A 22,818-nucleotide genomic window follows, 5' to 3' on the forward strand; every position below is an offset into this window, starting at 1 on the left:
CGGTCGTCCCCGTTGAGCGTGCCTTTATTGCCATTGAGCGTGCCTTTATTGCCGCACCTTCGGCACGGTCAACGGTCACTGAGGCACGCTCGCCGGCCTCCCCGTTGAGCGTGCCTTTATTGCCGTTGAGCGTGCCTTTATTGCCGCATTTTCGGCACGCTCGACGGCGTTATGGGCACGCTCGACGGACGCGGGTCAGAGAATGGGAGCGGGGGTGTACGCGGCGGCGTCCGGGTATTGCGCAACGAGCTCCGCGACCTGCGCCACGACTGCGGCGACCTGATGTTCGGCAGCACCGATGAAGGCCGACTTGTCGGCGAGTGCAGCTTCGAGTGCCGCCTTGTCCAAGGGCAGACGGTCGTCGGCGGCCAGCCGGTCGAGCAGGTCGGGCTCGCGGCCGTCTTCCCGCATCGCCAGCGCCACGGCCACCGCGTTCTCCTTGATCGCCTCATGGGCGACCTCACGTCCGACCCCGGCACGCACTGCCGCGATCAGCACCTTGGTGGTCGCGAGGAACGGCAGGTAGCGGTCGAGTTCGTTGGCGATCGCCGCTGGGTACGCACCGAACTCGGCGAGGACGGTCAGGAAGGTCTCCATCAATCCGTCGATGGCAAAGAACGCATCGGGCAGGGCGACCCGGCGGATCACCGAGCAGAACACGTCACCCTCGTTCCACTGGGCACCGGCGAGTTCGGCAGCCATCGAGCCATAGCCACGCAGGATGACCTGCAGACCGTTGACCCGCTCACAGCTGCGGGTGTTCATCTTGTGCGGCATCGCCGAGCTCCCGACCTGTCCGGGCTGGAAGCCCTCGGTCACCAGCTCGTGGCCGGCCATCAGGCGGATGGTCTGCGCCAACGACGACGGTCCGGCCGCCACCTGCACCAGCGCCGACACCACATCGTGGTCGAGCGAGCGCGGGTAGACCTGACCCACCGAAGTCAGTGACTTCGAAAAGCCCAGGTGCTGAGCAACTTTCGACTCCAGCTCCGACAACTTCTCCACGTCGCCATCAAGCAGATCGAGCATGTCCTGGCTGGTGCCCATCGGCCCCTTGATGCCGCGCAGCGGGTAGCGGTTGATCAGCTCACGCAGCCGGGTCAGGGCGATCAGCAATTCATCGGCCGCGGAGGCGAAACGCTTGCCCAGCGTGGTCGCCTGCGCGGCGACGTTGTGGCTGCGTCCGGCCATCACCACAGATGAGTACTGCGCCGCGCGTTCCGCGAGCCGGGCCGCGGTGGCGACACCGTGGGCGTGGACGTGTTCGAGCGACCGCAGGATCTGCAGCTGCTCCACGTTCTCGGTGAGGTCGCGGCTGGTCATGCCCTTGTGGATCTGTTCGTGCCCGGCGAGGGCGTTGAACTCCTCGATCCTGGCCTTCACGTCGTGCCGGGTGACCCGTTCACGCTGCGCGATCGACTCCAGATCGATCTTGTCGAGGACACGCTCGTAGTCGGCGATGGCCTCGGCCGGAACGTCGATACCGAGTTCCCGCTGCGCTTTCAGGACCGCAACCCAGAGCTGTCGCTCCAGGACGATCTTGTACTCCGCCGACCACAGTCGCACCAGGTCAACGGACGCATAGCGACCGGCCAGGACGTTGGACACGCGGGGCTTCGTCAGGGTTTGCTCGGTATCAGACACCCGTACATTATGCGGCACCCGAGAATGCCGTCCGCATCCGCCGCAGGTCAGCCCACCGCTACCGGTGCCACCGGAGCCACGTGGTCGATCACTTCACACAGCGCGATCTTGGCCGCGGAGACGACATCGTCGACCGAATCGGCCAGCGCACCGATCACCACACCGTCCTCGACGGCCATCAACTGCGCGATCCCCGACAGGTCGGTGCTACGCCCGGACTTCTCCAGGACGTCGAAGTGGACGTTCCGAATCCGGTTCCGATGGTCGGCAAGTATCTGATGAAGGCGGGGCATCCGCGCACACAGGATCACCGCTTCGTACCGGCAGGTCAGCCTGGCCCGTGGCGTGCCGTCTCCGACGAACACCTCGGCCAACGCTTCCGCGGTCGCCTCGGCACCGCGACGCCGACGCGAGAGCGCTCGGCTTCGCTCGGCGATGGCGTTCCGGTCGTCGTCGCAGACATGCTCAACGGCCTCGGCGACCAGATCTTCAAGCGAGGCAAAGTAGTAGGTAGTCGACGCCAGTGGCAGTCCGGCCCGATCCGCAACCGCACGATGCCGGACCGAATCAAAACCACCCTCCAGAAGCAACTCCCCCGCGGCAGCGATCAGCAGCGCCCGACGGCGCGCACCTTTGGGAGTTCCTGCGGAGTTCACCCCGTCATGGTGGCAAAGGCCGCGCGGTGATGGGTGGTTTCCGTCAAATACTGGCGCTGCGCAAGCATTTCGGCTAAAGGACCGGCGCGAGGCGCTCCAATGCCAGAGCGATGTCCTCGGTGGCCCCGGCGAAACTCATCCGGACGGTCCGATTTCCGTGGCGGGTATCGAAGTCCAGCCCGGGCGCCATGGCCACTCCGGTTTGTTCGAGCACGCCCTCGCACCATCCCAACGAGTCGTCGGTCCGGTCACCGAGGTCGGCATAGACGTAAAAGGCGCCATCCGGTGGGGCGATGTCGTCGATACCCAGATCGGCCAACCCGCCGAGTAACAGTTCCCGATTCCTGGCGTACCGCGTGACATGACCGTCGAGTTCGATCCTCGACTCCGGACCGAAGGCGGCGACCGCCGCGTACTGACTGATCGCCGGCGGGCAGATGGTCAGGTTCGCCGTCAGCCGTTCCACCGGGCGGCGCAGTGGCGGTGGAACCAGCATCCAGCCGAGTCGCCATCCCGTCATGCTGAAGTACTTGGACACCGAACCCATCACCACCGACTGCCGCGAGGTGTTCCACGCGCACGTCGTCTCGCGGCCATAGCTGATGCCGTGGTAGATCTCGTCCGAGATCAGCAACGTGCCGTGGGCGTCGCACCAGCGCGCCAGGCCCGCCAACTCGGCCGGATCGAGGATGGTCCCCGTCGGATTCGCCGGGCTCGCGACGATCAATCCGGCCGGCGGCCGATCCAGGGCTTCGAGCATCTCGACCGTCGGCTGGAATCGGGTCTGCGCACCGCAATCGAGTTCGATGACCTCGCAGCCCAGTGCCGACAGCGCATTTCGGTACGCGGGGTATCCGGGACGGGCCATCGCAACGGTGTCCCCGGCGTCGAACGCCGCCAGGAAGATCAGCGTGAAGGCACCCGAGGATCCGGTGGTCACCACCACGTCGTCGGGCTCCACCGGAATGTCGTAGGTGTCGCGGTAGTGTCCGGCGATCGCTTCGCGTAGCGGCGCGATACCCAGCGACTCGGTGTATCCGAGCAACGATTCGCCCAGCGCCTTGGTGGTCGCGGCCAGGACCGGGGCCGGCGCCGGCGTCGACGGCTGCCCGGCGGCGAGCGAGATGACGTCGAGACCCCGGGCTCGCCGCGCGGCGATCGCGGCCTGCACGTCCATCACATGGAACATCTCGACCTGGGACCTTTGAGATTCCGAACGCATACCTCGAAACTATCTGTTCCCCTTCGAAACCGGGAGTTCACCGCCATTCGGCGACCAACTGGTGCAACCCACCGGGTACCGTGTCTCGCGATGACTACCTCCGCGAACCAGGCCCCTTCGCCTGGACCCCTCGGCGACTCTCGGACACGCGGTGGCCCGGTGACCGGCCGTCGCGCGCTGCTGGGTGCCGGACTCGCGGCCGGAGCCCTCGGATTGCTGGCGGCATGCTCGGACGAGAAGGTTCAGCGGGTCGCACCCCAACCGGTGCGCGCCGATGATCCGTCCACCCAGGTGCCGAAGACCCCCACACCCACCGATGCCGCGGAGATATTCACCGGCAGTTTCGAATCGGCGCAGATGCTCGGGCGCGAGACGAACTGGATGGTGGCCCGCCCCGCCGGGGTGACCGGCGAACTCCCGGTCGTCGTGGTCCTGCACGCTCTCAACACCGACCATCGAGCCGCGTTCATGGGCGGCCTGGAGATGCAGAGCCTGATGCAGGACTGGGCAACCGAGGGCAACGCCCCGTTTGCCCTGGCCTCGGTGGATGCGGACCGCAGCTATTACCACCCGCGGACCGACGGCACCGACGGCGGCGCGATGGTGCTCGACGAGTTCCTCCCGCTCCTTGAAGGCAACCCGGAGCTGGGCCTGCGTACCGATCGCATCGGCTTCTTCGGCTGGTCGATGGGCGGATACGGCGCGCTGCGTCTCGGTGCGATGCTCGGCGCTCCACGGGTGGCGGCGATCGCGGTCAGCTCCCCCGCACTGTGGGGCGACCCCGCGAACTTCCCTCCCCGGGCATTCGACACGCTCGCCGACTACCAGGCCAATTCTCTTTTCGGACAACAGGATTCGTTCACCCAGATACCGCTGTTGATCGAATGCGGATCCAGCGACCAATTCTTCACCTACACCCGCCAGTGGATGGCTGGACTCCGACCACCCCCGGCATTCGGCACATCGCCCGGTGGACACACCAACCGCTACTGGCGTGGGGTTCTCCCCGAACAGATCGCCTTCCTCGGCCGCAGCCTCGCGGACTAGCGCCCCTCAAAACTGTCCAATAGCAAGGCGCCGAGGGTAAATGTCCCCCGGCACCTCTCTGTTTGACAGCTTTCAGGGGCGCCGGCTCAGATGCTGATCCGGCCTTCTTCGGCGGCCAGCCCGATGTCGGTGCGGAAATGTGAACCCGCCAGTTTGACCGTTCCGAGCCGGCTGTAGGCCTGGGCCCGCGCGGCGGCGAGGTCGGCACCGACCCCGACAACACTGAGCACGCGGCCACCGTTGGACACCACTGCACCGTCGGAGATCGTGGTACCCGCGTGCAGGACGCCTTCGCCGTCGGAACCGGTGATCAGATCGCCGGTCCGCGGCCGACCCGGGTAGTTCTCGGCGGCAACGACCACGGTCACGGCGGCTCCGTCTTCCCATTCCAGGGGCGCCAGCGCCGCGAGCGTTCCGGTGGCCGTGGCGTTCAATGCCACACCGAGCGGCGACTTGAGCAGCGCGAGCACGGCCTGGGTCTCCGGATCGCCGAAGCGACAGTTGAATTCGACGACGGCCGGACCCTCGGCGCCGATCGCGAGTCCGGCATAGAGCAAGCCGGAGAACGGGATACCGCGGGCCAGGAGCTCAGCCGCGACAGGCTCGACGACGTCGTCGACGATCTGCGTGACCATGGCGTCGGGCAGCCACGGCAACGGGGTGTACGCGCCCATGCCACCGGTGTTGGGTCCGGCGTCGCCGTCACCAACCCTCTTGTGGTCCTGCGCCGGCAGCAGTGGAACCACGGTGGCTCCGTCGACCAGGCAGAACAGCGACACCTCCGGTCCGTCGAGGAAGGACTCCAGCAACACCGGATGCCCACTCTCGAGCAGATCCGCCGCATGGATCCTGGCGGCGTTGCGGTCCGTGGTGACAACCACGCCCTTGCCGGCGGCCAGGCCGTCGTCCTTGACCACCCAGGTGGGTCCGAAGCGATCGAGTGCAGCGTCGAGATGTGCCGGATTGTCGACGATCTCGCTGTGCGCGGTCCGCACGCCGGCCGCAGACATCACACCCTTCGCAAATGCCTTGGAGCCCTCGATCTTTGCGGCTTCGGCACCGGGGCCGAAGGTGGCAATGCCGGCTGCCCGCAGGGCGTCGGCAACCCCGAGTACCAGTGGCACCTCGGGACCGATCACCACCAGGTCGGCCTTGATCGATGTGGCCAGCGCCACAACAGCATCGGCAGAGACGATGTCGACCGCATGATTGGTGGCCAACGCCGCGGTACCGGGGTTGCCCGGAGCCACATGTAGGTCAGTGACAGACGGGTCGCGGTTCAGACCCAGGACGAGGGCGTGTTCACGGCCGCCCGATCCGATGACGAGTACTCGCACGTGCTGACCCTACCGCCCGCATCCGGTGCTCACACCTACGCCTCCAGGACCTCCAACGCCTGACGCGTACGCTCCCCACCGGAGAGTTCGTCGACGACTATGCCGAGTGCCGGGGCCAACGCCACGACCATCAGGCAGATCGTTACCGAAACCCCAGCGGCGGCAAGCACAACCGCCACGGAAAGAATCACCGCCATACCGGCCAGTTCGGCCAGGTGGACGCGGTCGAAGCCCAGCAGGAAGCCGTAGAGCAGGAAGATGCTCGCCAGATATATGCCCACCGGGATGACCACCGAGACCACCACGGCGGTCTCGCCGATCGTCGCCTCGTGTTCGAGGTAGAGCGCCGCGACGTGCAGTCCGGCACCCATCATCACGATGGACATGAAGATGATGATGTGGAAGTAGCCGAAGACGAACCCCCGGCCACGGCGCCGGTGCAGTGCCCGGCCGGACGGGACCACGAAGTAGATCCACCACATGCCAAAGGTGATACCCACACCCGCCAGACCCAGGACCGCGGTCTCGACCGTCCAGCCCTGCAGGTGCACCACCGCCTGGAGGGCCGCGGTGGTTCCGACGATGCCCTCACCGAGTGTGATGATCGCCAGCAGCCCGTACCGCTCGGCGATGTGATGGGCATGCCACGGGGTCGATCCTTCGTCGGCCAGCCGCTCGGCGATGACCGGGACACACATCTCGCATGCCACGAGAACTGCGACGAGAACAATCGTCGCGTACAGCTCGGTGTCGAGGAATATTGCTGCCACCCAGGCGATTTGCACCACCGCGATACCGCCGGCAAAGGTGAGACACGTGCTGCGGTAACGCGGATCCCCCGAGGCCGCCCGAACCCACTGCGCCACCATCGCCAGGCGCATCACCACATAGCCGAGAACCAGTACCCGGTTGTTGATCACACCGCCGGCGTCGATGGATGCGAAGACCGGCTCGATGCCCAGCGCCAGAATCAGCACGCCGATCATCTGGACCATCGTCGTGAGGCGGTACAGCCAGTCGTCGGTGTCGAACGCCGAGGCGAACCAGGTGAAGTTGATCCACGCCCAGATCGCGGCAAACATGGTGAAGACGAAGCCGAGCACCGCTGTCTTGTAGTGCCCCTCGGCCACATAGTGCGACACCTGCGCACCTGCGAAGGCGAAGGCGACCACAAACGTGAGGTCGAAGAACAACTCCAGGTTTGTGGCCGCCCGGCCGCCCTCGTGGGGGTCCCGACCGGTCATCCGGGTCACCCGATGCTTGAGGTCGGTCACGGCCGACACCGCCTGTGCGCCGCCATTGTGTTGGGTCATACCGAGCGCCCGCCCTTCTCCCATTCACGATCACCGGCCGGTGGCCAGGATCAACCCGCCCCAGGACCGCACACGGAGAATCGGGTGGATCAGGTGGGCTCGGTGAGATCGTAGAGGGTCACCGAACCCACCGTCGTACTGGTGAAGTTGGCCTCGATCCACTCGGTGATCTCCGAGCCGCCACCGCCACCCATCTGGCCGCCGCCGACGATGAAGTAGTGGATTTTCCCCTCGTTCACGTACACCTGGAACTCGGCCAGCGTCGGCGACGGATCACTGCCGTTGAACCCGCCGATCGGCATCACCGGGTGCTCTGTCGCAAGCTGATAGCCCGACGCACTGTTCGAGCCGATCGCCGCTGCCACCCAGGTGTAGTCGTCGGCGTTGTCATTCAACAGCGCAACCATCTCCTCGGTGGGTTCCGATCCGGCCAGCAGTCCGCCACCCGCAGCACCCATCTGACCTGCTTCACCCATCTGGGTCCGGCCATCGGTGGCGCCACCGAATCCCGGCATCGCACCTTGACCGCCCGGTGTTCTCTGCATCCCGGGAATCCCCGTCACACCCGGTTGTCCGGTCATCCCGGGCGGCATCATGCCCTCGGCGTTGCCGGCCATCCGACGCATCCCACCGCCGGGCCCGAAACCGCCCTCGGTTGCCGGACCCGCACTGGGGATGGAACCCGACCGGGTCGACGAGACGGTGTCGATGGCGTAGGCGGCCGGACCGGCCAGCCCGAGCGCCAGAGCCACAAATGCTGCGACGAGCGCGCCACGGCGCAGTGCCGGTGCGGCAAGATGCGAGAACAGCAGCACGACCGCGGCGATGATCGATCCGATCAACACGACGTAACGCAACCACGGCAGGAAGTCCGGGGAACGGCCCAGCAGGACGTAGGCCATCGCACCCGTTGCCACGGACGCACCGGACAACAACAATCGCACCCACAACCGGTCACGGCGCTGCCAGCACTGCACGGCACCGGCACCGACGAGGGCGGCGATCGCCGGCGCGAGCGCGACCGTGTAGTACGCGTGGAAGATCCCCGCCATGAAACTGAACACCGCCATCGTGGTCACCAGCCACAGACCCCACACCACCAGCAGGGCACGCCTGCTATCGGTTCGTACTACCTTGCCGCGCAGGATGATTGCGCCGATACCCAAGATGAATGCGGCGGGGATGAGCCAGGCGATCTGTCCGCCCTGGGCTGCCTCGAACATCCGCGTCCAGCCGGTCTCGCCCCACATACCGCCTCCACCGGGACCACCAGCGCCACCGGGAAAACCTGCAGCACCCGCGGTCACGGCTTCCGTTCCGCCCATTCCGCGGCCGCCAGGGGTCACACTTCCCGTCTCATTTCCGTTGAGACGGCCGAACCCGTTGTATCCCAAGGTGAGCTCGAGGATCGAGTTGTTCTGCGAACCACCGATATAGGGGCGCGAGCCGGCCGGCCAGAGTTCCACGGCCAGTACCCACCAGCCGGCCGAGACGATCGTCGCCCCGAGGGCCGCGAACAGATGCCCGAGCCGGATCATCCAGGTCCTCTGCCCAAAAGCGATGTACGTCAACGCCAGTGGCGGGATGACCAGGAACACCTGCATCTGCTTGGTCAGGAATCCCAGTCCGACGAATATCCCGGTCAGGATCATCCACCGGATCCGGCCGTCGTCGATGGCCTTCAGGGTTGCCCAGACGGCCGCGATCATCAACAGCACCAGCAGTGCATCGGGATTGTTGAAGCGGAACATCAGTACCGCGATCGGGGTCAGTGCCAACGCGGCGCCGGAGATGAGACCTGCGACAGGACCGAAACGCTTGCGGACAATCCAGTAGAGCAGCGCGACCGAGGCCACACCCATCAGTGCCTGCGGCACCAGAATCGCCCACGAGTTCAGCCCGAACAGCCGAACGGACAATCCCGGGATCCACAGCGACATAGGTGGTTTGTCGACCGTGATCGAGTTCGCTGCATCCGACGACCCGAAGAACCAGGCCTCCCACGATTGCGATCCCGCCTGAATTGCCGCGGAGTAGAACGAGTTTGCCCAGCCGTTGATACTCAGATTCCACAGGTACAGGATTGCGGTGGCGACCAGGAGCAAGCCGAATGCCGGCCATTCCCACCGCGGCCGGGGCGACGATGGCAGCGCATCGTCATTGGATTCGGGTCCGGGCGTGGCGGGCGGTCGATCGATCAGCACCGTCATGCCGGTACCTCCTTGTTGTGTTGTGGTTTGCGGAAGACCAAGCGGTATCCGATGAATCGCAGGATCGTGGCAACGAGATTCGCCGCCACCAGCACGATCAGTTCGACATGTTTGGACGTCTCAGGTGCCCAGATGTGCAGGAGCAGCAATGATCCGGCGGTCAGCATCCAGCCGAAGCCGAAGATCACGATGCCCTGGAGTTGGTGTCGGGCGGCGCCGATCCGGCCCCGCACACCGAAGGTGAACGCCCGATTGGCTGCGGTGTTGAACACCGCGGTGATCAGCAGGGCGAGCAGATTCGCGGCTTGGGCGCCGACGATGGAATGCAGCGCAAGATAGAGCACCGCATACGCGGCCGTCGAAATGACGCCGACCATGCAGAATCGGACCAGCTGACCGGTCAGCCCGCGCGGGACACCGACAACCTGTGGTCCGATCTCATGGCGCCCCAGGCTCTCTCGCAGCTCGGCGACCGGGAGTCGTCCGGCGGCCAGCGCCCGGCCCACGCGCCAGCAACCCTTGATGTCCTCGATTGCGGTCGCGATGATGTCGACCTTGCTGGCGGGATCATCGATCCAATCGACCGGTATCTCGGCGATCCGCAAACCGGCGCGCTGCGCGATGACCAGCATTTCGGTGTCGAAAAACCAGCCGGTGTCGTCGATCATCGGCAGCAGTGAGCGTGCAACATCGGAACGCACTGCCTTGAAACCACATTGGGCGTCGGAGAAACTCGCGCCCATGGTGGTGCGCAGCATCAGGTTGTAGCTCCGCGAGACGAATTCCCGTTTGGTCCCGCGGATCACCCTGGATGACCGCGTCAACCGCGAGCCGATCGCCAGGTCGGAATGCCCGGACACCAGTGGCGCCACCAGGGGCAGCAGGGCGTTCAGGTCGGTCGAGAGATCCACATCCATGTAGGCGACCACTGTGGCGTCACTTTGCTGCCAGACCGCTTTGAGCGCTCGGCCACGGCCTTTCGCATCGAGGTGGGCGACCCGAACCCGTCGACCGTCCCCGATCGAGTCCGCCAGTTCCTTGGCGATGGCCAATGTGCCATCGCTGCTGGCGTTGTCGGCGATCGTGATGCGGGCCGAATACGGCATGTGAGCGCCGAGGTGTTCGGAGAGCCGATGGATACACGAGCCCAGGTCGGCTTCCTCGTTGTAGACCGGGACGACGATGTCGAGCACCGGCGCCGCCGGGGTGAGGTCGACGACGATCGTGGCCACCTCGGCCGGGACGTCGTCGATGGTGTCTGCTGTCATGCACCCACTGTGGAATCCGCAGATGTCCCAGACCTTGGCCCTTCCTGCCAGGTTCCTATGAGTGCCGCATCGCCCGCGGAGATATGGTCAGGGCATGGCATCGGTTTTCACAATGATCATCAACGGCGACATCCCCGGACGATTTGTGTGGAAGGACGACGACGTCGTGTCGTTCCTGACCATCAACCCGGTCACCGACGGGCACCTGCTGGTGGTTCCGCGACAGGAGATCGATCACTGGGAAGGTGTCGATCCGGAACTGTTCGGCAAGATCAGCTCAGTGGCGCAGACGGTCGGGCTCGCCGTGAAAGCGGCCTTCGACGCGCCACGGATGGGACTGCTGATCGCCGGCCTGGAGGTTCCGCACTTGCACGTTCATGTGTTCCCGGCGTGGCAGCTGGAGACCTTCGATCTGGCGAACGCGCAGAAGAATCCTGATCCCGCGGCCCTCGACGCCGCCGCCGACAAGATCAGGGAACAATTGCGCGCCCTCGGCCACAGCGACCACGTCAGTAACTGAGGCCGACTACGTCAGGGACTGACCTGGTCCCGCGGAATCCGCACCCAGAACGTCGCACCGGCACCGGGCTCGGAGTCGACGCCCACGGTGCCTCCGTGGGCGGCGACCAGCGCCGCGACGATGGACAGGCCCAGGCCGCTGCCCGACGAGTTGTCCGTGCGGTGGCGCGAGGCATCAGCGCGATAGAACCGCTCGAACACGCGCGCCCCGTCCTCCTCGCTGAGCCCCGGACCGGTGTCGCTCACCGACAGCACCGCGTCGTTGTCGACGGTGCCGACCCGGACGGTGATCGACGCGTCGTCGGGTGTGTGCAGGATGGCGTTGCCGACCAAGTTGCTCAGCACCTGCGCCAGCCGGGCGGCATCGCCGGATACCTCGGGAATGCCCGGTCCGTCGAACACCTCCACCGAGATGGTCCGATCTGGTGCGCCGGCCTTGGCGCTGTGGACCACATCGGATGCGAGAGCCAGCAGATCCACCGGCGCACGTTCCAACGGACGCTGCGCGTCGAGCCTGGCCAGGATCAACAGGTCTTCGACCAGCAACCCCATCCGCCCGGCTTCGGTTTCGACGCGCGACATCAACACTTTTGTATCGGTCATCGCGCCCTGTCGGTAGAGCTCGGCAAACCCCATGATCGACGTCAGCGGTGTGCGTAGTTCGTGGCTGGCGTCGGCAACGAACCGGCGCATGTTCTCCTCGGAGCGGCGGGCCTGATCCTCGGAGGCCGCAGACGCCGCGAAGGCACCCTGGATCTGATGCAGCATCGTGTTGATCGACGCCGCCAGACTGCCGACCTCGGTGTTGGCCGCCGCCGGGGGCACACGCTGATTCAGATCTCCGGCGGCAATGGCGTGCGCAGTGCTCTCGACCCGCTCCAACGGCCGTAAACTGGTTCGCACCAGCAGATATCCAAGAGCGCCGACAACCACGATCACCCCGGCACCGATCCCCACCTGCAGCCAGATCAGCCGACTCAGCGTGTCGTCGACATCGTCCAACTGCACCGCGACCAGGGCCGTACCGAAGGGCGAGGTCGTCTCGACCACCCGCCACCGCGGCCCGTCACCGTCGGCCGACTGCACGGTCACCGGCTCTGGCCCGAAATCGGTGGGATCAGAGAGATCCGGCTCCTCTCCGGTGTCGTTGACGACCACCGTCGTACCGTCCGAGCGGTTGATCTGGACGTAATACGGTGTCGGTGGACGGCCCTTGTCTGCGTCTCGAGAATCCATTTCACCCGGCGGAAGCGCCCGCGGCCTGGCCCAGCCCGCGGCGGCCTCCCGCAGCGACTTGTCGGTGCGGGACATCAGGTCGTTCCGCATCGCCGTGGTGACCGCGATGCCCGAGACCAGCAATCCGAGGGTCACGAGCACCAGCGTCAGGGCCACCAGCGATACCCGAAGCGGGACGCCTCGGCGTGGCCGCGCTGCACTGGTGACCTCCGCGGTGGTGGTCACCGCGGTTCGCGCATCACATATCCGACACCGCGCAAGGTGTGGATGAGCCGTTTGTCGCCCGTGTCGACCTTGCGCCGCAGGTACGACACATACGACTCGACGACGTTGACCTCGCCACCGAAGTCGTAATTCCAGACATGGTCCAGGATCCGGGGCTTCGACAGGACGGTTCCGGCGTTGATCATGAAGTAGCGCAGAAGTGTGAACTCGGTCGGCGACAACGCCACGAGGTCACCGCTCTTCCACACCTCGTGGGTGTCGTCGTCGAGTTCGATGTCGGCGAATGTGATGCGCGGATTCTGTTCCGGGTTGTCACCGAAACCACCACGCCGCAGTAGCACCCGCAGGCGGGCGACCACCTCTTCGAGGCTGAACGGCTTGGTGACGTAGTCGTCGCCACCGATCGTCAGCCCGGTCACTTTGTCTTCCAACGAGTCCCGCGCGGTGAGGAACAGAGCCGGGGCCTCGACACCGTCGGCCCGGAGGCGACGCAGCAACCCGAAGCCGTCCATACCGGGCATCATCACGTCCAGGATCAGGGCGTCAGGACGGAAACTGCGAGCGCGATCGAGCGCCCGCGGGCCATCGGCAGCGGTTTCGACATCGAACCCCTGGAACTTCAGCGACACCGACAGCAACTCCCGGATGTTCGGCTCGTCATCGACAACCAGCACTCGGGCACCTTGATCACTCATGACGCCCACAATGCCTGGTGATACTTTCGGCTTCCTGCCGGTGAGCTGGGAAGTTGCTGTGAACCGTCCTCATTTCCCCAAGATACCTTTCGGAAGGCTCATATTTCGGCAGGCTCACTATCGCAGGAAATTCATTTCGGGAGGAATTTCATTTCAGACGGAATTCATATCGGATGACCGATTTCGGCACGATTGCTTTAGGAAAGACTACCCAAATGAACGTTCAGATCGACGTGGTCGCAAACCTCGACGGCGAGCAAAGCCAATGGAAATCTGTTTTCAGATAACGCGGGTGTGGCTGAGCGGTCAGGCACCGGCCTGCAAAGCCGTTTACACGGGTTCGAATCCCGTCACTCGCTCCAAAGTGTGGCCCAACAAAAGTGGCCTCCATGGGTCAATATCCGCAGTTAGTCGTGCTACGGACAGAACGCGCTTCCTTCCGCGTACCGGCGAACACGGCCGGGCACCAATTGAACGCCTCGGCGGAGGCTCGCAGGGGGTCACCCGCCGGCTCGCGATCTGCAGAGTACCCCGCGAGCGAGGAATCCGCACTCCGAGATCTCCGACAATCGAATTGACCCGAATCATTCTACTTCGATCGAAATTTGCAGATCACGAAACGGTAACAGATTGTTATCTGGACTGCGTATCAACCCACCCTGCAGTAAACCAATTGTCAGTGCAATTGGCGGATAACCGGCCAGCTTGATCGCGCGGCGGTCGGGATGGTGGTCCCTTCGGCGGCACCGATCGCATTTCCCTAGACAGCGCGCCGTGGGATCGGTCCGGCTGGCGCACGATCGAATTATTTTGCAGTACATCACCATTCGCACACATGGGACGTCAAGACCGATGCGTACCATGAGCCGAGGTCAGGGGTAAATCATGGTTCACAAGTATCTTCGGTCGGGCGCCGCCATGGCGGCTGCGGCGGCCATGGCAGCATCCGTCGCAATCAGCGCGCCGGCATCGGCGGCGCCCGGAGACGGGAGCTCCGACCCGATCACTCTGCTCCCGCCAGGGTTTCCGTGTATCCACACGAACGTCTACCCGTTCCCCGTCCTGGATTGGGGTTGGACAGCGCTCGATGCGAATGCGCCGACGTATCAGGAGGGTTCGGCAGGGACAGGAAATGGGTTTTTGAACCTACACGCAGACCCGGGCACACAGACGAACTTTTTCCATATTGGAATCGACACTCCGTTGTCCGACCTCCTCCGCCCGAACAGCCTCGGGTTCGAGCACCGAGGGCTGACCACGTTCCAGCTGCGCATCCGCGGAGCGGATCGGACCGACGGCGATCGGTACGGATACACCGCACTCGTGTGGCAGCCGGCCTATAACGGCGACGAAGGATTGAACCAGTGGTGGGACAGCAACGACCTGGCCAGTGGTAATTGGTGGTCGACCCGCGACATCAAGGGGCTGGCAGCCAATGCCGTGGAGAAGGCGACGCTCGAAGAGATCGCCGAAGCGAACCCTGATGCACAAGTCACCGCATACGGCGTGCTCGTCGGCACAGCCGAGAGCCAGCCAGACGAGGGTTTCGCAGACAATGTTCGATACGGCTGCGCGAAGTGGGACTTCGAACCCCTCCCGGCCGGATCGAGTTAACCGAATCGATCACGCTGCGGCACGCAGCACCTGCTAGTTATGTTGTGATGCACCCCCATTCGCGCACATTGTGTCAACCACGGCGCGATTGATCAGCCGAAGTCAAGGAGCAAATCATGGTTCACAAGTACCTTCGGTCGGGCGCCGCCATGGCGGCTGCGGCGGCCGTGGCAGTTTCCGTCGCAATCAGCGCGCCCGCCTCCGCGGCGCCCGGAGACGGTGGCAGCGTCGACCCAATCACTCTGCTTCCGCCAGGCTTTCCGTGCATTCACACGAACGTCTATCCGCTCCCGGTCCTCGATTGGGGCTGGCGCAACCTCGAAGCGAACGCGCCGACGTATCAGGAGGGTTCGGCAGGGACAGGAAATGGTTTCTTGAATCTTCACGCAGAGCCGGGCACACAGACGAACTTTTTCCATGCGGGCATCGACACTCCGTTGTCCGACCTGCTCCGCCCGAACAGCCTCGGGTTCGAGCACCGAGGACTGACCACATTCCAACTGCGCATTCGTGGAGCGGATCGGATCGACAATGATTGGTACGGATTCACCACGCTTGTGTGGCAGCCGTCCAGTAACGGCGACGAAGGATTGAACCAGTGGTGGAACAGCGACGACCTGGCCAGCGGTAACTGGCGGTCGACCCGCGACATCGAGGGGCTGCCAGACGACAATGTGTCTACATTGACGCTCGAAGAGATCTCAGACGCGAACCCCGATGCACAAGTCACTGCATACGGCGTGAGCGTCGGGACAGCCCAGAGTTCGCCACAGGACGGATTCGCCGATGACGTCAGATACGGCTGCGCGAGGTGGGACTTCGAACCCCTACCGGCCGGATCGAGTTAGCCGAACCGATCACCACATCACCGCGGTTCTGCTTGCAGCCCGCGGTGATGTGGCACTCGCTGTTAACCGCCAGGCAGAACCTTGTGAAATGGTGCGGGGTAGCCGGGTTTGGGTCTGGCATCACCCAGCCAGGATGACAACTCGTCGGCCCGCTCACGGATCGCCTTGACCGCAGGTCGCGCGACCTTCTCCAGCATGTGCACACCGACGGACCCGTCCGCCCGTTGATACCAGCCACCCACCGCCCGCCCGTCCCACCAGACCGTCTGCCCGCCGTTGCCGTTGCTGTCGAACAGGTGTGAACCGTGCGGTCCGAGATACCAGTCCCGCTGTTTCCAGCCCATCAGGGTGGGGTCGAGTTCGGGCAGCAACAGCGCCGTGGGCGGCGCGGGTTCGAGCGGCTCGAGATCGTCGGCCATGACGTACCCGACCGATTCGTCGTCGAGATCAACCTCGACCACTTCGAGTTCCGAAAGCGCTTTGCGGACGGCAGTTTTGGTCGATCCCAGCCACCAGACGATGTCGGTCTCGGTCCCGGGCCCGAACCGTCGAAGCCAGCGTTCGATCAGCGCCCGGTGCCCGCCGGCGACATCGGTCAGCTCCAGCGGAGCCCCCAGCCAATCGGACATCGACGTCCAGCGTGGCCGTGACCGTAGCCAGTTCCCGTCGTTCGGTCCGCGGACGATGGCTCCGGACGCGCACATGTGGCTGAGCACCCGCGGACCCATCGACGAGACCCCGCCCCAGGACTTGCCCTCCCCATGACGGATCGACCCGGACAGTTCGGGCAACTCTTGGCGCAACTCCGACGACGATGCGGAGCGACCACCGATCAGGGCCCCGGCGACGGCGGCCCGCGCCTTCTCGATCCAGCCTTCCGGATCGGGGAAATCCTCACTTCGGCGCAGATCACGAAGCATGTTCGTGCGCTCACTCGCCGCCACCCGCGGACCGACCGCACTGACAGCGTCGGCGAGTGCCGGCCGGGGAAACACGAACAGCGTTCGCCGCATCGCCAACTGTTTGACCAGCGTCCGATCGGTGTACAGGGCCCGCTCGAGGTCGGCGACCTCGAAGGCCTCCATCCGCGCCCACGCCGACAAGAACACCGTCGAGGGCGTGGTCGCGTGCAGGCCGACGACCGCCTCCGCGACCTGTTCTGGGGTGTCCGCGTACTCGTCGGCCACCAGGCGATGCCGGCGCAGTAGCCGCGCGCGCCGCTGCTCGGTGCTGATCGCCGGCCGACTCATCAGGGCGCGATCGCCGCCACGGCTTCGATCTCGACGAGTTGGTTGTCGTAGGCCAACACCGACACCCCCAGCAGGCTGCCGGCCGGTTTGTGATCGCCGAACGCCGCCGTGACGACATCCCACGCGACGACGAGGTCGGCCTGCAGGTGTTCGGCCACAAACACGGTGACCTTCGCGACATCGGTGAGTGACGCCCCGGCCTCGACGAGTGCGGCTTCCAGGTTCTTCATGCACTGACGGGCCTGTTCGCTGACATTCCCCGGTGCGACCGTGACCCCGTTCTCGTCGATCGGTGCCGCGCCGGCGGTGAAGACCAGGCTTCCGGGTGCAATCGTTGCGCTACGGGTATGACCGTTTTCCGGTCCGTTGATCTGCACTGAGGACATGACGCAATCCTAGGTGTGACCACATCGGCGGCAATTGGACCCGGGGCAACCCGCGCGGTTTCCGACGGACGACCGGCAGCACTGGCACAATGCCGTCATGGGACCTGGTGTCACACCGCAAAGCGCCTATTTTGTTCTCGGTATGCCTGACCACGCTCTGGTCGGTACCGGACTCGACATCAGCCAGGCCGAGGTGTTCTTCGAAGAAGAAGCCGCCCTCGCCTCGGTTGATCACCACTACACCCTTGCCCGCGACATCGCGTCCGAACAGGTGCTGGAGTCGGCCGACTGGTTTGTACTGACCGCTCTGGTCGGCGATGGCGTCAGCCCTGCATACGGCGACCACTTCTTCGCCTACAACGAAGACGACAGACCTTGGGCAATCGCCGGTGGCTTCACCCGCGCCGCGGAGATGACGGACTGGCTGCCGTTCATCTTTGCCGTGGAAGACCTGCACGAACACTGGTCACCGGGCGGCGTCGACCACAACCTGGTGCCCTTCGAAACCACTCGCGATGCCGGTATCGACCTTTCGCGGGTGTGGTTTGCGCCGGTGATGTCGCAGCGGGTGTACCCCACCGCTGCGTGAAGAATCGTCTCGGAACTCGTCGTGCCGACCCAGCTGATCAAGCCTTTGGACGTACAGCGGCTTGACGTCCGCTGCAACGTCGGCGACGCGATTGTCGCCAACCTGGCGATCCACCTCGTCTTCTTCTTCAAGCGGCATCTCGACGTCACGGCGCTCGGCGATGCATTTGCGCAGGCGCTCACGAATCTTCCGGTCTTCGCGGGGCGAATGGCCTTTGCCGGCGGCACGATGCGAATCCGATGCGAGGGGCAGGGTGTGCCCTTCACATCTGTGTCGTCCGGCCGCACGCTCGCTGACGCCATCCGTTCCGCAACGGACGAGGGTGGACTGTGGCTCATCGACCCGGTGAACGGGGCCACGGCCCGATGGGGGCGAGGCCCGTTGTGCAAGGTCCGTGTCACGCATCTTGCGGACGATGCGACCGCGATCGGTTTCTCGTGGCACCACGCAATCGGCGACATGCAGACATTCATGGTTTTCATGAACGCGTGGACCGCCGCTGCGGCCGGCGAGCCACTCGCTGAGCCGTTGATCGTCGAAGACCGCGCTGCCTACCTCGATGGGCATCTACCTGCCGATGGCGCGCGGGAACCCGGGGTGCGAACTCTCGGGCTTGCGGAGCTTGCACGTAGCGCGCTGTACCTGGCAAAGGATGCGCGCAAGCAGCGAACTCTGAGTCTGTACTTCGGAGAAGACGAAATCATTCGCATGCGCGAGGCCTACGGGAACGGGAAGCGCTTGTCTGCGAACGACGTTGTGTGCGCGCACATCTCCGAGGCGCTGATGGAGGCGGATCCCGCGGTGGATCGTCGCACCCTCGCCATCGCCGTGAATGCGCGGACTCGTTGCGGTCTCGATCCGCTGCTGATCGGCAATATCCTCACGACGCTGAGTCTTGAACTGCGGCGCGGAGAGGCCGCGAGTTCCATTGCCGAACGCCTTCGCCACATCGTGGACCACTTTGCCGACGAACACTGCGACATGCGGATCAACCAGCAGTTCCTGGACGCTGCCGGTCCATGGCGGGCCGCTCGCTGTGTCTCCACGGCCTTTGATCCGGCCCGGTGGAACCCGCTTGTCTCGAACCAGAGCGGCTTCGGCGTGTACCGCCTCCAGTTCGAGGGCACCTTCCCGTTCTATTACACGGCGTTGCTGAAGTTGCCCGTTGCCGGACTCGGTGCCCTGCTGGACGGGGCAGATGGCCGCGGACTGGTCTTCCAAATGGCCTTGCCGCCCAAGGAAATCGAGGCCACGTCGAGCCCCGCGACTCGGGAACACATGCACCGGTTCCGGCGCGAGGGCGACGACATTCCACTGTTGCACCGGGAGATTCACGGCTGACGGCTGCCGTTCGATGGCACGTCGCTCGTGTCGTCAACTCTCTCGCAGCACCTCGACCGCCTCCAGCCGCCGCGAATGAATCACGGGGTACACCGCAGCAGTCGCGACGAGTAGGAATACGGCAACCACTCCGGTCAGCAGCGACGGGTACAACACACCCCATTCGATCTTGATGCCGTAGTACACCGGTGAGCCCAGCGACCAGAGATAGGTCAGGCCCATACCTCCGAGCACGGCAACCGCGGCGACCAGTACACCGAGCAGCGCGGCGTTGACGATGATCACGCCCTGCTCCTGCCCGGACGTCATCCCGATGGCCCGCAACACAGCTCGTTCACGCCTGCGTTGGACAAGTCCCAGCACGAAGACATTCAGCACGCTCAATCCGGCGGCGACCATCACCACGTACCCCGCGAGCGTCAATGGCTCCAGGAAGCGGGTGATCCCGGTGGTGGCCGCCGATCGCCACTCCTCGTTGTCGTACACCCACAGTCCGGCGCCGAGGTCGAGGAAATCCCCACGGTGAGCGGTCGCTTCGGCGGAGGACGGATACGCCACCGCCACCTGGTCGCGGACGGCAGCCCAATCCGAACGCGCCAGAGAATCGGATACCAGGACGACGTCTCCCACTGCTGCGTCGTTGATCATCCGTGGATGAAAGGTCCCGGCCACCCGGTACTGCTTTCGTCCCTCGACGGTCGGCAGTTCGACGGTGTCGCCCACCGCAACATCGAGCCGGGCGGCCGCGATCTCGCTCAGGCCGATCTCCCCGTCCCGCAATCCCTGCCAGAGCTTGTCCCCGCCATCGGCCGGCTCATACAGTGCCTGGCTGTACCAGTCGCCCGGCGTGACGCCGACGACCAGTCGCGACAACGTCCCTGACGAGATCGTCGATCGGCGGCGGGACGACACGCTGCGCCCGTCAGCGGCGCCGGTCACCGACTCGAATGTGGAGTCGGAAATCGCGCCGTCCCGCTGGTCGAGCACCGATTGCGGGGCGATCAACAACGCTGCCGGCAGTCGGTCGGCCTTTTGCTCGGCAACCTGCTCGGTACCGAGGAGTTGCATGCTGTGCGAGCCGATGGCAAAGCTGGTGCCCTCGGCGAGCAGCGCCGCGGACATCGCGAACATCAGTGTGTAGCGCCGAAATTCGGCTCCGAGCAGCCGCCCGACCGCGGGACGGGCGATCGTCAGCAACCCGATCGCCAGCCCGGCGGCACGCGGAGCGACCCACACCGTCACCAACACCACCCCGCACAACGCCACCGTCATACCGTTGACACCCACGTTCAGCGGCAGCGACCCGCGCTCGAATATCTTCAACACGACGACGGCCCCCGCCAGCAGGACCGCCCCGACGAGCAGCGGCCACAACGGGATAGTCCGGGCGCGCTGCACTCCACCGACACTCGCCATCGACGCCAGGGGTCCGTCGCGAACCAGCCTGATGGCCGGCCCGATCATCGCGAGGATTCCGCAGAGGATCCCCGCAATGGCTCCGATCAGGATCAGGTCCGGCGTGAAATGCGCGGTGATGGCGCCGCCGGACCCGGTCAACATGGATTGCCCGAATCTGTCCACCAGATACATCCCGAACAGAAATCCGCTCGGAACACCCAACAGTCCCCCCAGAACGCCCACGACCGCGCCTTCGCCGAGCATCCCGCCGAACAACCCGAAGGGTTTGGCGCCGATCGCGCCGATGGTCCCCATCACCGCTCGCCGATCCTCCACGGCCAGCAGGATGGTGTTCACAGCGATGAGGACGCCGACGATGATTCCGGCCAGCGCGACGAGGTTGAGACTCTGCATGCTGTTCTCGAAGATGGCCGGCAGGTGCGGACGGGGCGGGCCTGCCGTCGCGACGCCGGCGATGACTTCGTCGACGTCGGCTGCGATATCCACGCCCGGTGTCGGGACCACGAACGCGGCCGTGACGTAACCAGGCGTGGAGAACAGGCCCGCGGCGATGTCCGACGACGGGGCCACCACCACGTAGCCGTCGTTGATGCCCTCGACGCGCTCGAACTCCGGGAAGGTCGATCCGAGGTGCGCCGACCCCGGTGGCAGGCCCGGGATCCGCAATTCGTCACCGAGCTGCAGGTCATGCCGCTCGGCAATGGCCGTGGGCATCGCGAGTGGCACGCCCGGACCGTCTGCCGGGGTGACCTCGAGCGCACGCTGCTCGCAGTCGAACGGGCCGATCAGCAGCTCGATCTGGCACGACCCACCGAGCAGAAAAAATCCGTGTGAGCCGCCGTCGCCGGCCACGGGTGTCAACCCGGCGACGATCGGAATGACGGCCTGCGCGCCCGCCACCTCGTCGTCCAGCCGGTCGACCGTCTCGATCGGCAGCCGGCCACTGACGTTCGGCGTCACCTCGACCACCCCGGCGTCGGCGGCGTGGGTGAGCGACGGGCCAAACGAATCGAACGGGCGGACGAGTTCGGACTTGAGGATCAGGACGCCGAGGACGACCGTCACCCCGATCGCGACCCCGATCACGCTGAGCAGCGTCCGGCGCCAGTCGGAGATCAACGCGGCGAGGTGGATGCGCCGGAAGGATGTCCATCCGGCACGCAACCGTCGCATCATTTCTCCTCGACAGGCGCGGCTTCGTCGACCGCAGATGCACGCCCGTCGACCAGGCGCAGCTCGCGGGATCCGTAGCGGGCCGCGGCCGGGTCGTGGGTCACCATGACGACCGCCGCGCCGTCTTCGTCGGACAGCGACCGCAGGAGATCCAGGACCTCGGTCGAGGAATGACTGTCCAGGTTTCCGGTCGGCTCGTCGGCCAGGATGATCGACGGCCGGGCCGCCAGCGCGCGCGCCACGGCCACCCGTTGCATCTGTCCACCCGACAGCTCGGCCGGCCGGTGCCCGGCGCGGTCGCCGAGACCGATCCGTTCCAGTAGCTCGCGGGCGCGGGCGTCGGCTGACCGGGCCCGCACACCGTCCAGGACCAGCGGCAGCGACACGTTCTCCACCGCGGTCAGCATCGGCACCAAGTTGAAGAATTGGAACACGAATCCGAGGTTGCGTCGCCGGAACGCCGCGCGAGCGCCGGCGCTCATCGACCACACGTCCCGACCGGTCACCGAAACGGTCCCGCGATCCGGTTCATCCAACCCGCCGGCCACATGCAGGAGGGTCGATTTTCCGGCTCCCGATGGACCGGTCACGACAACGAATTCGCCTGCGTCCAAAGTGAAGTCGAAATCATCGAGGACGAGGACCTGCTCGTCGCCCCGGCGGTATGACTTACCGACGCCTGCGAGTTGCAATACCGGCTTCATGTCGAATCAAGCCTCCCTTTGGTGGCGTGACCGACGAATCTCCAGCCGCGAGATGCGGTGGTCGCATAAGAAATGCTAAAACTCCACGCCCGATCCCGGCGTGTTTCTGCTCAAGCGTGCAG

19 protein-coding genes and 1 tRNA gene are annotated in these 22,818 nt (G+C 65.2%); 7 read left to right on the plus strand and 13 right to left on the minus strand.

Translation table 11 applies throughout. From position 1 onward, the window contains the following. Positions 1–195 precede the first annotated feature (195 nt). From purB to H290_RS0102270, 3 genes are all read right to left on the minus strand, one after another. On the minus strand, positions 196–1,623 hold the full coding sequence (gene purB, locus H290_RS0102260; protein WP_028462663.1) for an adenylosuccinate lyase: 1,428 nt from the start codon (positions 1,621–1,623) through the stop codon (positions 196–198). A gap of 68 nt (positions 1,624–1,691) precedes the next feature. Beyond that, on the minus strand, positions 1,692–2,300 hold the full coding sequence (locus H290_RS0102265) for a TetR/AcrR family transcriptional regulator (RefSeq protein ID WP_020105135.1): 609 nt from the start codon (positions 2,298–2,300) through the stop codon (positions 1,692–1,694). A gap of 73 nt (positions 2,301–2,373) precedes the next feature. Then, on the minus strand, positions 2,374–3,522 hold the full coding sequence (locus H290_RS0102270) for a pyridoxal phosphate-dependent aminotransferase (protein WP_020105136.1): 1,149 nt from the start codon (positions 3,520–3,522) through the stop codon (positions 2,374–2,376). 90 nt (positions 3,523–3,612) lie between these two features. Between H290_RS0102270 and H290_RS0102275 the strand changes: the two genes are divergently transcribed. Continuing rightward, positions 3,613–4,569 carry an alpha/beta hydrolase family protein gene (locus H290_RS0102275; protein WP_028462664.1) on the plus strand — a complete coding sequence of 319 codons (957 nt, stop codon included), beginning with the start codon at positions 3,613–3,615 and terminating at the stop codon, positions 4,567–4,569. 86 nt (positions 4,570–4,655) lie between these two features. Here the strand turns inward: H290_RS0102275 and purD are convergent, their stop codons facing one another. The 4 genes from purD to H290_RS0102295 all read right to left on the minus strand — a co-directional run bounded on the left by purD (position 4,656) and on the right by H290_RS0102295 (position 10,697). Next, positions 4,656–5,906 carry a phosphoribosylamine--glycine ligase gene (gene purD / locus H290_RS0102280; protein ID WP_020105138.1) on the minus strand — a complete coding sequence of 417 codons (1,251 nt, stop codon included), beginning with the start codon at positions 5,904–5,906 and terminating at the stop codon, positions 4,656–4,658. A gap of 35 nt (positions 5,907–5,941) precedes the next feature. Further along, positions 5,942–7,219 (minus strand): low temperature requirement protein A, encoded by a 1,278-nt coding sequence (locus H290_RS0102285; protein WP_051121864.1) that lies wholly within the window; start codon positions 7,217–7,219, stop codon positions 5,942–5,944. Between the two features lie 89 nt (positions 7,220–7,308). After that, positions 7,309–9,429: a glycosyltransferase family 39 protein gene (locus tag H290_RS0102290; RefSeq protein WP_020105140.1), complete on the minus strand. Its 2,121-nt coding sequence runs from the start codon at positions 9,427–9,429 to the stop codon at positions 7,309–7,311. Next, entirely contained in the window at positions 9,426–10,697 is a 1,272-nt protein-coding gene (locus H290_RS0102295; RefSeq protein WP_020105141.1) for a bifunctional glycosyltransferase family 2/GtrA family protein, read from the minus strand. Before H290_RS0102295 ends, H290_RS0102290 begins: the two co-directional genes overlap by 4 nt. 94 nt (positions 10,698–10,791) lie before the next feature. Between H290_RS0102295 and H290_RS0102300 the strand changes: the two genes are divergently transcribed. After that, on the plus strand, positions 10,792–11,217 hold the full coding sequence (locus H290_RS0102300) for an HIT family protein (protein ID WP_020105142.1): 426 nt from the start codon (positions 10,792–10,794) through the stop codon (positions 11,215–11,217). 11 nt (positions 11,218–11,228) lie between these two features. Here the strand turns inward: H290_RS0102300 and H290_RS0102305 are convergent, their stop codons facing one another. Together H290_RS0102305 and H290_RS0102310 are read right to left on the minus strand one after the other, a co-directional pair. Next, positions 11,229–12,677, minus strand: coding sequence for a cell wall metabolism sensor histidine kinase WalK (locus H290_RS0102305; protein ID WP_020105143.1), 1,449 nt, complete (start codon positions 12,675–12,677; stop codon positions 11,229–11,231). Further along, on the minus strand, positions 12,674–13,372 hold the full coding sequence (locus H290_RS0102310) for a response regulator transcription factor (protein ID WP_020105144.1): 699 nt from the start codon (positions 13,370–13,372) through the stop codon (positions 12,674–12,676). The genes H290_RS0102305 and H290_RS0102310 overlap by 4 nt, the downstream gene beginning before the upstream one ends. A gap of 288 nt (positions 13,373–13,660) precedes the next feature. On the opposite strand from H290_RS0102310, the gene H290_RS0102315 reads away from it, so the two are divergent. From H290_RS0102315 to H290_RS0102325, 3 genes are all read left to right on the plus strand, one after another. Next, positions 13,661–13,734, plus strand: a tRNA-Cys gene (locus tag H290_RS0102315). Between the two features lie 523 nt (positions 13,735–14,257). Next, positions 14,258–14,986: a hypothetical protein gene (locus H290_RS0102320; protein WP_020105145.1), complete on the plus strand. Its 729-nt coding sequence runs from the start codon at positions 14,258–14,260 to the stop codon at positions 14,984–14,986. A 116-nt stretch (positions 14,987–15,102) separates the two neighbouring features. Further along, entirely contained in the window at positions 15,103–15,834 is a 732-nt protein-coding gene (locus H290_RS0102325) for a hypothetical protein (protein WP_020105146.1), read from the plus strand. A 62-nt stretch (positions 15,835–15,896) separates the two neighbouring features. Here H290_RS0102325 and H290_RS0102330 read toward each other — a convergent pair whose 3' ends face one another. Beyond that, entirely contained in the window at positions 15,897–17,084 is a 1,188-nt protein-coding gene (locus tag H290_RS0102330) for a winged helix DNA-binding domain-containing protein (RefSeq protein ID WP_020105147.1), read from the minus strand. Then, the gene (locus tag H290_RS0102335; RefSeq protein WP_028462668.1) at positions 17,084–17,470 is read right to left on the minus strand and encodes a RidA family protein; all 387 of its coding nucleotides are present in this window, start codon (positions 17,468–17,470) and stop codon (positions 17,084–17,086) included. Before H290_RS0102335 ends, H290_RS0102330 begins: the two co-directional genes overlap by 1 nt. A 97-nt stretch (positions 17,471–17,567) precedes the next feature. Here H290_RS0102335 and H290_RS0102340 point away from each other — a divergent pair, with 97 nt between their 5' ends. Then, positions 17,568–18,059 (plus strand): hypothetical protein, encoded by a 492-nt coding sequence (locus H290_RS0102340; protein ID WP_020105149.1) that lies wholly within the window; start codon positions 17,568–17,570, stop codon positions 18,057–18,059. Between the two features lie 21 nt (positions 18,060–18,080). Next, positions 18,081–19,400: an acyltransferase gene (locus H290_RS0102345; RefSeq protein WP_020105150.1), complete on the plus strand. Its 1,320-nt coding sequence runs from the start codon at positions 18,081–18,083 to the stop codon at positions 19,398–19,400. A gap of 33 nt (positions 19,401–19,433) precedes the next feature. Here the strand turns inward: H290_RS0102345 and H290_RS0102350 are convergent, their stop codons facing one another. Both H290_RS0102350 and H290_RS0102355 read right to left on the minus strand, forming a co-directional pair. Continuing rightward, a complete protein-coding gene (locus H290_RS0102350) occupies positions 19,434–21,992 on the minus strand; it encodes an ABC transporter permease (RefSeq protein WP_155976655.1) in 2,559 nt (852 codons plus the stop codon). Next, the gene (locus H290_RS0102355; protein WP_020105152.1) at positions 21,992–22,696 is read right to left on the minus strand and encodes an ABC transporter ATP-binding protein; all 705 of its coding nucleotides are present in this window, start codon (positions 22,694–22,696) and stop codon (positions 21,992–21,994) included. Before H290_RS0102355 ends, H290_RS0102350 begins: the two co-directional genes overlap by 1 nt. Positions 22,697–22,818 lie beyond the last annotated feature (122 nt).

The organism is Nocardia sp. 348MFTsu5.1, from assembly GCF_000383535.1.
GTDB classification, from domain to species: Bacteria; Actinomycetota; Actinomycetes; order Mycobacteriales; family Mycobacteriaceae; genus Williamsia; species Williamsia faeni.

What these genes read in the sequence shown, in the direction of transcription:
- H290_RS0102310 (WP_020105144.1), bottom strand. Translation starts at nt 13,372, where the DNA reads ATGAGTGATCAAGGTGCCCGAGTGCTGGTTGTCGATGACGAGCCGAAC.
- H290_RS0102325 (WP_020105146.1), top strand. Translation starts at nt 15,103, where the DNA reads ATGGTTCACAAGTACCTTCGGTCGGGCGCCGCCATGGCGGCTGCGGCG.
- H290_RS0102290 (WP_020105140.1), bottom strand. Translation starts at nt 9,429, where the DNA reads ATGACGGTGCTGATCGATCGACCGCCCGCCACGCCCGGACCCGAATCC.
- H290_RS0102275 (WP_028462664.1), top strand. Translation starts at nt 3,613, where the DNA reads ATGACTACCTCCGCGAACCAGGCCCCTTCGCCTGGACCCCTCGGCGAC.
- H290_RS0102355 (WP_020105152.1), bottom strand. Translation starts at nt 22,696, where the DNA reads ATGAAGCCGGTATTGCAACTCGCAGGCGTCGGTAAGTCATACCGCCGG.
- H290_RS0102300 (WP_020105142.1), top strand. Translation starts at nt 10,792, where the DNA reads ATGGCATCGGTTTTCACAATGATCATCAACGGCGACATCCCCGGACGA.
- H290_RS0102295 (WP_020105141.1), bottom strand. Translation starts at nt 10,697, where the DNA reads ATGACAGCAGACACCATCGACGACGTCCCGGCCGAGGTGGCCACGATC.
- H290_RS0102335 (WP_028462668.1), bottom strand. Translation starts at nt 17,470, where the DNA reads ATGTCCTCAGTGCAGATCAACGGACCGGAAAACGGTCATACCCGTAGC.
- H290_RS0102350 (WP_155976655.1), bottom strand. Translation starts at nt 21,992, where the DNA reads ATGCGACGGTTGCGTGCCGGATGGACATCCTTCCGGCGCATCCACCTC.
- H290_RS0102320 (WP_020105145.1), top strand. Translation starts at nt 14,258, where the DNA reads ATGGTTCACAAGTATCTTCGGTCGGGCGCCGCCATGGCGGCTGCGGCG.
- H290_RS0102270 (WP_020105136.1), bottom strand. Translation starts at nt 3,522, where the DNA reads ATGCGTTCGGAATCTCAAAGGTCCCAGGTCGAGATGTTCCATGTGATG.
- H290_RS0102330 (WP_020105147.1), bottom strand. Translation starts at nt 17,084, where the DNA reads ATGAGTCGGCCGGCGATCAGCACCGAGCAGCGGCGCGCGCGGCTACTG.
- H290_RS0102340 (WP_020105149.1), top strand. Translation starts at nt 17,568, where the DNA reads ATGGGACCTGGTGTCACACCGCAAAGCGCCTATTTTGTTCTCGGTATG.
- H290_RS0102285 (WP_051121864.1), bottom strand. Translation starts at nt 7,219, where the DNA reads ATGACCCAACACAATGGCGGCGCACAGGCGGTGTCGGCCGTGACCGAC.